Annotated in this window: 17 protein-coding genes and 1 pseudogene; all 18 read right to left on the bottom strand. The window is 31.4% G+C overall.

Annotation, left to right across the window (positions count from 1 at the left end):
* Positions 1-470: DUF792 family protein (locus BSV1_RS04875; RefSeq protein ID WP_012672586.1), on the bottom strand; the 470-nt coding region annotated here is incomplete at its 3' end.
* Between the two features lie 24 nt (positions 471-494).
* Positions 495-1,781: a DUF759 family protein gene (locus BSV1_RS04870; protein ID WP_008882900.1), complete on the bottom strand. Its 1,287-nt coding sequence runs from the start codon at positions 1,779-1,781 to the stop codon at positions 495-497.
* A 7-nt stretch (positions 1,782-1,788) separates the two neighbouring features.
* Positions 1,789-2,025 carry a DUF1322 family protein gene (locus tag BSV1_RS04865; RefSeq protein WP_008882866.1) on the bottom strand — a complete coding sequence of 79 codons (237 nt, stop codon included), beginning with the start codon at positions 2,023-2,025 and terminating at the stop codon, positions 1,789-1,791.
* Positions 2,022-2,467: pseudogene (locus BSV1_RS04860) on the bottom strand (DUF1473 family protein). Before BSV1_RS04860 ends, BSV1_RS04865 begins: the two are co-directional and overlap by 4 nt.
* Positions 2,468-2,482: 15 nt before the next feature.
* The gene (locus BSV1_RS04855) at positions 2,483-2,911 is read right to left on the bottom strand and encodes a DUF1463 family protein (protein WP_008882888.1); all 429 of its coding nucleotides are present in this window, start codon (positions 2,909-2,911) and stop codon (positions 2,483-2,485) included.
* A 13-nt stretch (positions 2,912-2,924) separates the two neighbouring features.
* Positions 2,925-4,037 (bottom strand): DUF787 family protein, encoded by a 1,113-nt coding sequence (locus BSV1_RS04850; RefSeq protein WP_012672611.1) that lies wholly within the window; start codon positions 4,035-4,037, stop codon positions 2,925-2,927.
* Positions 4,018-4,587 carry a DUF764 family protein gene (locus BSV1_RS04845; RefSeq protein ID WP_008882855.1) on the bottom strand — a complete coding sequence of 190 codons (570 nt, stop codon included), beginning with the start codon at positions 4,585-4,587 and terminating at the stop codon, positions 4,018-4,020. Before BSV1_RS04845 ends, BSV1_RS04850 begins: the two co-directional genes overlap by 20 nt.
* Positions 4,584-4,970, bottom strand: a complete 387-nt coding sequence (locus tag BSV1_RS04840) for a hypothetical protein (protein ID WP_012672618.1) — start codon at positions 4,968-4,970, stop codon at positions 4,584-4,586. Before BSV1_RS04840 ends, BSV1_RS04845 begins: the two co-directional genes overlap by 4 nt.
* The gene (locus BSV1_RS04835) at positions 4,958-5,341 is read right to left on the bottom strand and encodes a DUF1506 family protein (protein WP_012672613.1); all 384 of its coding nucleotides are present in this window, start codon (positions 5,339-5,341) and stop codon (positions 4,958-4,960) included. The genes BSV1_RS04840 and BSV1_RS04835 overlap by 13 nt, the downstream gene beginning before the upstream one ends.
* A complete protein-coding gene (locus BSV1_RS04830) occupies positions 5,341-5,796 on the bottom strand; it encodes a DUF3890 domain-containing protein (RefSeq protein ID WP_012672563.1) in 456 nt (151 codons plus the stop codon). Before BSV1_RS04830 ends, BSV1_RS04835 begins: the two co-directional genes overlap by 1 nt.
* Before the next feature lie 19 nt (positions 5,797-5,815).
* The gene (locus BSV1_RS04825) at positions 5,816-6,772 is read right to left on the bottom strand and encodes a hypothetical protein (protein ID WP_012672587.1); all 957 of its coding nucleotides are present in this window, start codon (positions 6,770-6,772) and stop codon (positions 5,816-5,818) included.
* A gap of 21 nt (positions 6,773-6,793) precedes the next feature.
* A complete protein-coding gene (locus BSV1_RS04820) occupies positions 6,794-7,369 on the bottom strand; it encodes a DUF228 domain-containing protein (protein WP_012672554.1) in 576 nt (191 codons plus the stop codon).
* 15 nt (positions 7,370-7,384) lie between these two features.
* The gene (locus BSV1_RS04815; RefSeq protein ID WP_012672607.1) at positions 7,385-8,176 is read right to left on the bottom strand and encodes a DUF228 domain-containing protein; all 792 of its coding nucleotides are present in this window, start codon (positions 8,174-8,176) and stop codon (positions 7,385-7,387) included.
* Positions 8,177-8,183: 7 nt separating this feature from the next.
* Positions 8,184-8,741 (bottom strand): DUF228 domain-containing protein, encoded by a 558-nt coding sequence (locus BSV1_RS04810; protein ID WP_012672564.1) that lies wholly within the window; start codon positions 8,739-8,741, stop codon positions 8,184-8,186.
* A gap of 12 nt (positions 8,742-8,753) precedes the next feature.
* Positions 8,754-9,449, bottom strand: coding sequence for a DUF1357 family protein (locus BSV1_RS04805; RefSeq protein ID WP_012672578.1), 696 nt, complete (start codon positions 9,447-9,449; stop codon positions 8,754-8,756).
* A gap of 16 nt (positions 9,450-9,465) precedes the next feature.
* The gene (locus BSV1_RS04800; protein WP_012672610.1) at positions 9,466-10,689 is read right to left on the bottom strand and encodes a phage portal protein; all 1,224 of its coding nucleotides are present in this window, start codon (positions 10,687-10,689) and stop codon (positions 9,466-9,468) included.
* 78 nt (positions 10,690-10,767) lie between these two features.
* Positions 10,768-12,120, bottom strand: a complete 1,353-nt coding sequence (locus BSV1_RS04795) for a PBSX family phage terminase large subunit (RefSeq protein WP_012672561.1) — start codon at positions 12,118-12,120, stop codon at positions 10,768-10,770.
* Positions 12,117-12,683, bottom strand: coding sequence for a DUF603 domain-containing protein (locus tag BSV1_RS04790; RefSeq protein WP_012672616.1), 567 nt, complete (start codon positions 12,681-12,683; stop codon positions 12,117-12,119). Before BSV1_RS04790 ends, BSV1_RS04795 begins: the two co-directional genes overlap by 4 nt.
* Between the last annotated feature and the right edge of the window lie 169 nt (positions 12,684-12,852).

Genomic DNA, 12,852 nt, shown 5'->3' with positions numbered 1-12,852 from the left:
AAAGGAACTTGGGCTTGTAGTCTATTAGCTAGTTGTTCTTTTACAAGATGCACGTCAAAGCGCAGCAGAGAATTTCCAAAAACAGTCATTTTGAGTGGGGAAAGCATTTCTTTATATAGAGATGTTAATACTCCTCCGTTTAATGAGATATGTTCTCCCGTCATTACGGGGTTGTAGCTTACGTATTCCGCTTTTCTATCATAATAGTTGATAACCGGTCTTTTAGAGCAAGTAGTATTGTAGGTCCGCGATATTAGCTGGGTTTTGGGTTTTATAAAAAATAATTGTGGCACATAGCCAAAACCTCTAAAATCTGGTCTTGGAAATAGTACTAAAAAGTTATCTGCTCCAAAAAGAGCAAATATTTGAGTTGTGACATCTTTTATTATTTGGAAAATCTCTTCCTGAGACATTTTCTTTTCATTATTAATAGTTTCATTTTTAATAATTTTTTCACTGTTAATAGCCATAAGTAATTACCTTTTCACCAAAATTTATGGAGTATTGTTATTATTATCTTCATTTTCTTTACGTTTTGGGCCTGAGTTAGGTGGATTAGGGATAGTTTCGGGATCCTTAAAAAAATTTTTAATCACAGGAATATTGGCAAAAAGACTCTTCAGACCTTTAAAAAAAGGCTCAATAACATGTGTTTGAAAAGTAAAACCTTTTAAGTACTCAGTGATTTTTTTAACTAAATCAAGTATCGGCTCTAAAACATTAGTTGTCAAGTTTGAAAGAGTTTGTTCAGCTGAGGCTAAATTGCTATCAATCTCTTCTTTTGTATCCGCTTTTTTTGTAAGACCGTAGCTTTTATAATCGCCTAACATTTCAAGCATCTTACTAATTCTGGATTCTAGATCTACTTCAGCTCCACTTTGCCAAGCTTTTTTAGCATCTTCTGTATATTTATTGGCAATTTCCTCGCCCCATGTATTTTTTAATATATCATAAAGTTCACTTCCATCTCCACTAAGAAGACTATTAACGGCTTTTACAGCATCCTCACTGCTCATAGCACCGCTGGATTTAAGCACGGCTGCAAACTCCATTGATTTTTTCAAATTATGAAAATTTAACTTCCCCAAGTCTCTTAGAGTCCCTTTAAAAACACTTGCTTGATTTAAAAACTCTTCTTTTTCTAAGTTGCGCTCAAATCCTTTCAATCCGCTAAAAATTCCCTTCTCCTTTTCAGTTCCCTTAATCAGCATATCTCGTTCTTTTCCTGTATAAAATGCACTATTGAGAAGTTTCTTTTTATTAGTTTTAGATGTTTCTTCAACCGCTTTTTTGGCAAATCCTAAAATTCCGCCCCCAATTTTACTTATAGCGTTGCTAATGATATTTCCTAGGGCGCTACCTATAGCAATTTTGGCAACAAGTCTTTTTCCTTGAGAGGCCGCTAGCATTTTACTTTTTGCTTTTGATTCTTTTACAAGTTCTTTATACCCAAGGCGCCTTTTATCTCTATCCGACATTAAGGATCTTTTAAAAGCCTCTTTTCTAGCTTTTTCAAAACCCATGCCTTGTTTCATCAGCTTTTTAGTTTGTGTTAGCCTATATTTCTCAACACGTTCTCGTAAGTTTTCAAACTTAGATTGTCTGCTTAATTCTTTTTTCTTATCCGACAAATTATTTTTTACAATATCTTTAGTACTACCTAAACTAGATTTTTTAGGTTTAAGATATTTTTCCATTTTGGTAATATCTTGTTCGATAGCCTTTTTTGTTGCTGCATGATCAAGAATGCCTTTAAATTTAATGGTGAATTTGTCGCTCATTAAGCCCTCATTTGCTTAAAATTAATTCATACAATTCTTTTTCTAATTTAAGATCAGCAATTCGATTGACCTCTAAAAGCTCGTCATAAGGCAATTTTTTAACCGTGTTGTATGAGCAAATATTCATAATTACTGGAAAATAGTATTTATCGTTTTTTATCTCGTCAAGCAAGTTAAAATACTTTTTTCTAGTCTCATTAAGATTTGCAATAGTTTTATCAATCTCCTTATTTCTTTTGCTCATTTAGCAACCAATTCATTAGAATTTGATGTAAGTGAGACGGTTATTTTTTCATAGTCAAAATTATCATCGATATAGTCAAAAGTAACAAAATCACCAACGTTATTTTCATATTCACTCAAATATACTAAAGCGGGTTTTTTAGATCATTATCTATATGAAAAGTATTGAATTGCGCGGTGTAAATAATAGCAACAAGATAGTCTTTATAGTAAGAAATAAATTCTCTATTTGCATCTAGAATTACATAGAACTCGTCTAAAAATTTTGGACTTATCATTAAGTTTGTAATTTCTTTTAGATATTTCACTTCATTAAGTTTAAAAACAGCGTCACTTTGATTAAATCCTAGTACTCTATCCCATTCATAGACTGGTAATACTTTTAGTGGGTATTCATAGGTTTTGTTTTTAGTTAAAATTTTCATTTTATATCGCATTATCATAATAAGAATTTCCTTTTAGTTTTTGTTTGGGTGTGTTTTTTGGCAATTAATAGCCCTAATTTCAAAAGTAACTTTTTCAGCCTCTGCTGAATAACTTCTTGAGGGCTCTTCAGTAAAAATTGCATAGTTAGTAATAATTTTAGTAGCAATTCTATCATTAAATACTAAATCAAGCATTTTTTCATATTTGCTAACATCCATGTTATAAAATTGATCATCTGAAATTTCGGTTAGTAAAATATAGTCATGACTACCTAGAGTGACTTCAATATTAAAAATATAAGTTATAGTTTTAGGATCTCTTAAGCTTATTACGGGTAGCCCCCTATCTTCAGCACTAACCACCGCTCGTGTTGTAGGCTCGCTTGTAAGCTCTAACTTACCACTGTGCAGTTGTCTACCGCCTATTGAGAAATAAACTTCTCTTAAATCATAAAATTGCATAATTTTTAACTCCTTATACGCTTAAACTGTTTTGATAATCAACTATATCTTGAGTAGTAATTACTAAAGCAACAGCATTAATACTAAAGTTATAAGTAATATTCACACTAAGTTCTAATTTAAGCTGCGAAGACGCTGATAGAACAAGTTTTAAGTTTTTATACTCTATAATCAGTCCTCTATCGATGAATCTTTTAAGCAGGCATTCTATCGCTGAAGTATAAGCATTATCTCTAGCTCCATTAAGTTGAAGTTCAGATAATTTACTGTTTTGTCTATTGTTTTTATTCCAAATTCTAATAAGCTCAACAATTGCCTCGTTTTTTATATAATGATAAGTAAAAAGCGTGTCTATTGGATTTCCAGCAAGATCAACACCCTCTTTAAAAGCAGGCATACCATCAAGACCAGTTTCATTAAGAAGTGAATAAAAGTTGATATTTACAGTTCTTAACTTTCCAATTACAGTATCGTCAACAAGTGGTAAAGCAGAAAGTGGCATACCATAAGGATTTACAGAATGGAAAATACTTGCTTGATATAAATATCCACTTACAAATTTGAGGTGTAAATTATCCTTATTGTTGCTGTAAACAACAATATTTCTTGCTTTTTCAGTATTCCCCTTATCATTAAAAGGTTCTTTTATTTCTTGTTCTTTAGTTGAGAATACAAAAAAAGTTGAGGGCATTTTAAACTTAGCATAGTCATCTTTATAAACCTTAAGCCCATCTTCTGAATTATTCCCCTCAGTATTAATAAGCACAACAAAGGAGTGTCTATGTATTTTAAGATATTTTTTTAACTCTTCAGGCTTATCCTTATAAATGAAAAGAACAGCAACCTTTAACGACTCTTCGCTTGAATTGAAAAAATCCGACATTGCGGTTTTTAGCAGTGTTTTTTCTTTTCCAAACTGATCGTCTCCATTTCCATTATCTTTTTCTAAATTTTCAATTTGTTGTTCATAGTTATTAACGGTTAAATTCAATATTTTAAAGTTAGTATTATCTTTATTAACTTTGATTTTGGCCGTTTTATAGACCAAAAGTGGATTATAATAATTGGGCTTGCTTGCTTGAATTCTAGAGTCAATTAAACTTACACTAATTGTATCTTGCGGCAATTTCGTATTCCTCCTTTAAAATTTCGATTGCTTTTACACTAGCATTGAATGCTATAGAGGCACTGTATGCATGGTTGCTATATTTTGTACCTAAATTAATTAGTCCAATTGTTTGCATATTAGATATTGGGTAAATGTAAAAGTTAATTTTATTGATATATTCGGGTTGGGATTGATTTTCTAAAGTATACTTATGGGCTCTATTATGTAGAAACTCGCTAAGCATATCATAAAGTATTAGCATCCGAGAATTGGCATCAAAATCTTTAGCATTTAACACTATTGAAATAATATATATTTGGAAATTCACACTAAATTCCAAAGTATTTTCATAAAATGCACCAGTTTTGCAGTTATGATCAAATAAATGCTGAGTACCATCAAACTTCAATGCTATTATATTAGGGCTAGCAGTTGTAATTTTTGAAAGATAGGGATGATTGTAAGTATTTATGATATCGCATTTAAAATTATTTGCAATTGCATAGGCCTTAAACCCCCTAAATATTTGGATTAAATGATTTAAAATTGAATCTAAAGTTACAATCATTTAAGCACCTTATAAGTGAGTTCTGATAGCATTTTGGATGTATCAACAAGTGGGGTTGATGCAGTACCGCTACCTTTTTTTAATTTGCTTTTAATTGTACTATCCTTTAAGCCCGGCACAACTTGACCCGATAGCACATAATTCTCATAGTATTTAATAAAAGCTTTTCCAATAGCATGCATTCCTAATTTAGGATCAAGATTAAACTTAGAATTTATATAACTATTATTGATATATTCTCTAAATTCAGTACTACCAGCAATTTTGGTTAAATGTTTTCTTATCGGTAAATTACTACTCCCTTTTTCATGCATCCTAGCAATATTAGAACGACCCCCAAACCAGCCAATTTCTAATTCAATTGTGAATTCTAGTTTGTCCATATAAATTCCTTTAAAATTAAAGTAAAGTATCCGATTGAAGAGTCAATGCTAAATATTTCAAAGTAAGCTGAATCTGCAATTGATATTCGGTCTTTTAGTTCATAGTTAAGGTCTTGATATGTGTAAAGTTTAGAATATCCTTGAATATCGGATATATTAGAGTCGTAAAGCATTGAAAGTTCTTGTGGTTTTATGTCAATAATAATCCCTATAAATTCAGTGTACTCATTTTTATTAAATATTCGTTGATAAGAGTCGTCATCATCAAGTTTTACAACATTGCCCTTATAAAACCTTAAAGGTTCGGGGTCCTTAAAAACGTTGATCATATGCACAGACATATCTGCTAGTCTTTTTCTAATACCACTCACTAGACAACCCCCACACAAGACGGCGTTGACGTCTCTCTTTTTAGCTTTTCTAAAAACGCATCAAGTTGTGAGCAAAAGTTCTTATTGGATCCACAACTTCCCCCATCGGTTTCTTCGCCCCCACTACTGTTAGGATAATAGTCAATTTCAAGCTCATTGAACTTCTCTTTTTTAATCCTTTCAAATTCAAACTCGCGAACAACTCCTTGTTTTCTTAATTGACAACCCATGTGGTAGAAGGTAAGCAAAAATATTTGTTCATATGTAAGTGAACTAGCATCAATACTACGTGTTACTAGAATAGCTTGAAGCAGTGATAAATGAAGTAGAAAATTTTGCCTACTTAGTGCAAATTTGTCTATTCCCAATAGTAACAGTACTTCAGAATGAAGTCTTGTTAATAAAAGTTCTTCTCCATTTTGAACTTGTGTTTGCAAGTCTTTTTGTTCACTCATTTTAACTTACCTTATTTGCTTAAGATTGTTTAATGTGTACTTGTAAAATAGTTTTTTTAGTAGCAAGTAGTCCGCCTAAAACAAAATCAATGTATGAATGAGCAATATCAGTTGAGTCTTTATCAACTTGTTCATTAGGTGTAGGCAACATATACTTACTAGGTTTAAATTTAATGAGTTCCGGATTTAATGGGTAAATAAGTATTTGATGTTTTAATAAGTTTGAAGTTTCAATATAAACATCTTCTCTATTATTAATAGCCTTAATAGTTTGAATCAAAACATCCTCCCATTTTTCACAACTTATTGCTGGTGCTGCTGGTGAATATGGTTTTACCAATTTCAATGAAGTCGCAGGATCAACTATTACCATCATAGGTGTAGAAAATTCATCTCCTAACTCTAGCTTTGAAAGTCCAGCCTCAATTTTTTCAAATATTTTGTCCATCTTGTCCTTATCAGTATTGTTAACTTCTTCTTTTATCTGTTCGGGCATATTAAGTAGTCCATACATATTAGGAAGTAGACGTTTTTGATTTTTTCCATCTTTTTGAATTGAAACAGTCCCCGTTAATACAAAATGATTAATAAGTTTAATAATTTCACTGCTTGCAAGTTTATAAGCTTGAGCGAAAGGAAGTAGATTATTATTAATATCTCCAATATATGAGTCTGAAGTGTAAAATTTTTCAGATGTCTGCTTTAAGTGCCTAAACTTGTACTGTAATTTTAGATAATTAAGTCTAACCACTTCAGAACTAAACCCAATAGTTGAGATAGTATTAACCTCATTGGCAATAGTTGTAGGATTAGCATTTAAAAATGCGTCCCACTTTACAGTTCTTTGATAACCCATTTGAAGATCAACATCTTCAATTTGATCGGGTAAAAACCATTTATACATTATAGGATCTTTAACTTCTCCTATAATATTGGCTACAGCTTTTGCATAATAATTTTCATCAAATAATTCCATATTCAATCCTCCAAAATATAATTAATTTTTACTTATGGCCTTATTTCCAAATACTGCTACTTTTACCAAATAAACATCATTGCTAATTTGCTTTGCATCAGACAATGCTGTTGCATTAATAGTTGCCTTATTTGGAGGCGCTCCATTAACCTTTTCAAGCGCTCCGTCTTTATTAAAAACAAGCTTGTCTTTTACTTTAACCGTAGAATCTTTTGCCACTAAATATCCCTCAAAATTATTTGTAATTGGAACAATAGTAGCTGTTTTACTAAATTCATCTACATCAATACATATTCCATATAAGTCTTCTTCACCACCGGCCTCAACATGAGGCTCATAATGAATTTCATTTGGTTTTTCTTCTTGAATAACTCTTTTGACCCCGCGCTTGTACGGATACCCCAAAAATGGATGATTTTCCAGTTTGTCAAACTTACTGCTTCTAGTACCTCCAAAAGCAAAAAATTGCACGTTTTTGTCTCTAAACTCTAAAGAATTGCTAAGCAAACCAGCATAATGCTGTGGATTTTTCATTAACTTTTCTAGTTTATTACGATTTTCTTGATAATCTTTTACTAATTGTGTTGTATTTGCCATTCAATTACCTCCTTTTTATCCCCCTACGCCCGAAACAGCATGAGCAAACACTTCTTTTTCAAGTCCTCTGTTTCCAAAAACTGTAACTTTTATCAAATTGATGGAATAATTCTCTTTGGGCCCTCTAGCTTGAGCCCGCTTTGAATCCTTATCTTCAGATACAAAATTGATTGTAAATGAATCAGATAATGCATACGCATTAATTACAGTTGGACGTCCACCTCCAGCCTTGATAATAACCCCATCAGCATTAATGTCTAATATTTCTCCTGCTTTTATATTTGGGTTTCTTGTCACAAGGTACCCTTCAAAGTTATTGGTAATTGGCAAAACATATGCTATGCAACTAAACTCACATACATCAACACATATGCCATATAGATCAGTATCAGCACCAATCTCAACATATACAGAATTCTCTTTTGGAACAAGTTTGACCCCACGCTTGTATGGAAAACTATTTTTTGGATCGTAAAAATATTCTTCTATTTTGTCTGTAAAGCTTGAACATGCAAAGGAATAAGCATTAACTCGCTCATTCTTTGATTTAAAACAACCGCCAGAATTACCAAAAACCTTATTTTCAATCGAGCTCATTGATTTTGAATATCTTTTGAATTTCAAAAGAATATCGTCAAGTTCCTCAACAGAATCAAAATAAGGATCTTTCACTTCTACATCCTCTTCAACTTGTCTTGCTTGACGCTTAGCTCTAGGAGCTGCGACTGGAACTTCTGTTTCTAAACCTAATTGTAAATTATCATTAGAATTAGGACCTTTAGCTTGCCCTTTACCTTTTAAATCCATAATTTAACTACCCTTTTAAAGCTCTATTTCCAAAAACACTAACAAGAACTATAAATAACTCTTCTGTTAATTTATGTACTTTTGAAAGGGCTACGGCATTAACAGATTTTTCTCCCCCCGTAGTTTTTTCAAGCTCTCCATGTTGATTAAAATGCAGCTTATCCCCCGGGTTTACACCGTTTCCATTTTTCTTAAAAGTTAAATACCCGGTAAAATTGTTTGTAATTGGAATTACAGTTGCCATACCAGTATATTCATCTATATCAGTGCATATTCCATATAAGTCTTCACCACCACCAGCCTCAACCTCAAGTTCTGTTGTACCATCAGCACTAAAACTAAGCTTTACTCCACGCTTGTATGGATAACCCTTAGCAGGATAATTTTCTATTTTGTCTTTACTACTAGTGAGAACTCCACCAGAATTGGAATAAATTAAGTTTTTATCTCTAAATTCTAAAGAATTACCTAATAAACTGGTGTCTTGTTGTGGATTTTTCATTAATGCACGTATTTCGGCAACTTTTTTATCAAACTCTTGTTTAATTTTAGTAATATCACTCATTGAAAACTCCTTTTACGCAATACTTGTTCTTTTATTTCTTTTCAAGTTTTCATAAAATTGCATTCGTCTTTGCTTGTAAGTATTACTAATAGCTTGTACAAATTCTGTAAAATTAATTGGAACAAAATTAGAATCAAGCAAACTTACTCTTTCTTCTGATTTAGTAACAATATTGCCTTTAATAGAATCAACAGAAGAAGAATTGCTATTCGCATTTTTTCTTAACTTGATGTTGACTTTAGCTAAAGAAACAAGTTGTTCTAGTATCTCCCCATCAATATGGGTTATGTCTGCTACTTTAGAAATAGCTTTAATTTGCTCAATTGGAACAAATTTGCGAACAAGTTCTCTGCGTTGTGCTTGCATAATGTCTTTTAGAGTGTATCCTTTTGCTAAAAGCACTTCTTTATTAAAATGATTGCTAAGATGTGCTTTTGCTAGAGTATCAATTTCATTTATACGATCTGCTTCCAGTAATAATTGCTTTTCAACGCGTTCTCTCTCTTCAACTTCTGCAAGTTCTTTTGTTATTCGCTCATTTATACTTAAATCACGGTTTATCTCTTTAGGTTTTACATTATTTGCTTGTTCTTTAAGGCGCATATACTCTTCATATTCACCAAAACTTATAATCTTAGTATCAGATTTAACTTGCTGTTCTTCTTTTACGTGTACCTGCAAGTCTTCTTTTTCTTCATTTTCAATCACTTTTTAACTCCTTTTCTCAAAATGAGAATAATTTTTCTTTTAAAATAGCTAGCTCCTCGTTATTAAAGGAGCTACTTTGTATAAGCTCGTTATATTTGCTGTAAAGCTCAATTAGCTTTATGTCTCTTTCTACTTTTTGATCTTCGCTCAACATAATCAGTGAATTAAATCTCATATCAAGGCCAAAATATTTAGCAAGTTTCAAATTACAAGAATTCTCAACTTGTTCTTGTACGCCTTTTAGAAAATCATAATAATTACTCCTATCACCTTTACCATCATTCCCGAGTCCTTTAGCCTGCTCGTTGAAACTTCTAGTTAGCGGTTCTTTAGTATCAGCACCAATTTTTGCTTTAATTAATGCTAGGGCTTCTTTTAGATAGCTAAGATCATACTTAATAACCTCTAAACTAGCGCTAGGAGTTGCTGTATAAAACATCCCCTCATTGTTAAGATTGCTTTTAAGCCTAGCAAGTTCGTTAGCTAACGAGTCATTAAGGCTGCGTAAATTAGAAATATCTTTACTATGATTGCTTGAATTCTGTTTTCTTAAAAATCCAGATAAAATACCACTTCCTTTATCACTACTGCCTTGAGTAAGTGCACTTAAAGAAGTTGTAGCACTTGAGAGTGCATCTTGTAGTTGTACTAAAGATTCATCTTTATAAAATAAAAAATTGTGATTCTCAATACGTTTTTCTATTTCAACGTATATCTTTTCAAATAAATAAATATCTAACAAAAAACTTTCCGTATAACACGGAACATATCTTTTTAAGATATAATCGAAATTTTCATATATTATGAGTCGGCTTTTGTGTATTTTAACTGCATCTAAAGAATTGCCATTATTATTGGCTTTTACTTTATAAGTTATATGATCAAAATCAACCCCCAAATCTCTTACAGATTCATGATCAAGGTATTCAAATCCAATAGGTAGCTCTATATTGACGGGTTCTTCAAGGTCTAGTAGTGTATCTTTAGTTTTTACTAAAACATATCCAATTCCATGAAAACGGAAGCTTATAATACAATTTAAAAGCGCATTCTTAAGTTGCACCTTTAATCTAGAAAGTTCTGCCTCACTAACATTGCGACCAGTACTCTCAAGAACAAGTCCGTTCTTGAGACAGTCTTCTGCTACATTTTCAATGTAATTTCTAAAAAATATCGAATATCGATATAGTTCTAATGCACTTACTTTATCTACTAGTTTTGCTTTTCTTAAATTACACACTTTTTTATTTCTTATTCTTAATTTTCTTAATTAAATTACGTGTATAATAGCAAAAACTAATATTTTTGTCAATAAAATTTACAAAAATATTTGATTGCCAAAATGGATACTTCTCTCTTTATATCCTAAAGACAAAATTAAATATGCCGCAGATATTGCGTCAAGTGCATCATCATGGGTTTTGTTATCCCCTTTATAAGCGTAAATATCATTAAATACAGAAGAACTACTGTATTTTGCAATGTAAAGTTTCTTGTAAGTAAACGATGTAATTAACGATGTTATTCTGCTAAATTTATTGGACTTTGGTTTAATCGGCACAATTCTAAATTTGTGATTCATGTTGTTCCTAAGAGTCATATATTCAAGAGTCAATGCACCAGCACCTTTAGTATTATCTCTATCCTCTAAGTAAAGTGTTTTTACATTGAAATTCTCTAATACAGTTTTTACCATATTCATAATATAAGGATCATTGGCTGGTCTTTGGTCTTGAAATACAAAAGCATAATATTTGTCATCAACCCGCTCCATAACACATAAAGCAGTATTGTCGCCCCCAATGCTAAATGCTGGATCCAAATATGCTATTGGGCTAGTAAACACATAATCTTGGGTAATATTAATTTGTGTAAAAATTGAGTCGGTGCTTGCTATCCATTCTCCTAGCAAAACTCTTGCCTTGTATGTTGGTATCTCTTTATACAGTTTCTCTTGAGTTTCAATAAATCCTTTACTTAAAAGTACATTATCATAAGTTGTAAAATTATATGTCTTAAAAGTTGCTACATTGTCAATATAATCAGTTTTAAAATAATGTTCTGGATGGTCCGGATTAGTATCAAAAATAATAGTTTCTTGCCCACATCTAAGTCTTTTTAATACTTCCTCTAAAGTTTGTTTGTGTAAAGTAGTAGCCTCATTAACAAAAATAAGTGCCGAATTACTACCTCTAAACCTTTCAAAATCACTTGCCTTATCCCCTCCATACAAATTAATACGAAGTGAATCAATCAGTATATATGAATTGTTTGTATGTCTGGGGATATAAGAAATATCAAGAAGTTTACATAGCTTTTCAAATTGACCCAAAACATTTACTTCAACTGAACGCTGAGAATTTCCAATAATGAAATTATTAGTATCACTAGAGTATAGCTTTTTATTGGAAAGTAAACTTTTAATAAACAGATAACATGCAAGATACGTTTTGCCACTAGCTATACCACCGCTTAGTATAATTTTCTTTTCATTGTTCTTTTGAATGCTTTTTATTACCCTATTTTGCTTTACGGTTAAATGTTCTTTTTCAAACTGATCAAAATAAATTAAAGAGTTTGTTGGCTTAACAAATTGTGATATATCAACTCCAAACTGATTTTTGTATTGCTTTTGAAGTGTTGTAAAAAGTTTTGTTTGATATAAGTTCACTTGTGTCCTTTACTACTTTTATAATTACTTTTACTATCAACTTCATGAGCAGCAGCAAGTCTTTTCATACATTCATAGTAAAGCTCCATTTCTCTTATTGAACACTCTTTTATAAGATCATTAAGCTCAACTTTTAAAGAATTAATATTTTCATTAACACATTTTGCATTTTTCTTGTTACATTGTTTATTTAAAGAGTCAATTTTAAATCTTAAATCGTCTATTTTTGAAAGCATACTAGCAAGTTCAATACTAGAATATTGTTTGAATGCACGTATAAACCCTAATTCTAAATTAGCGCGCTCTAAATCCAATTCGCCTTTAACTTTTTTGGCTTTAACTTCAGATTTAAAAGTTCGTGCTACAAGGTGTTCAAAAGTATCCTCACTAATTGTTACTCTAGAGTCCTCATTAACAGAAATCTTCCCACTCTCCCATTTTTGTCTCATTCTCCACACATTTACCCTAGAAACTCCAAGTTTAGCTGCTATTTCTTTATCACTTAATGATCCTTCTCTAAAGTACGCAACATAATCATCAAAAGAACGTTTAACTTTTTTCAAAAACATTGCCCCAAAGTAACAAAATTAACAAATTATTACTCTAAATAGTAAAGCAATTTATAAGTTATTAACATAAACTTACAACTTCTTGTTGATATTTATGGGAAGTATTTAATATTTATTGGCTTTTATTGATTTAGCTCGCTGCTATTTCTAAATCAAAGATTAT

The sequence above is a fragment of the [Borrelia] finlandensis genome (assembly GCF_000181875.2).
Classification (GTDB): domain Bacteria; phylum Spirochaetota; class Spirochaetia; order Borreliales; family Borreliaceae; genus Borreliella; species Borreliella finlandensis.
The sequence above is the reverse complement of the archived record's forward strand: the minus strand, read 5'-3'. Positions and strand labels throughout refer to the sequence as shown.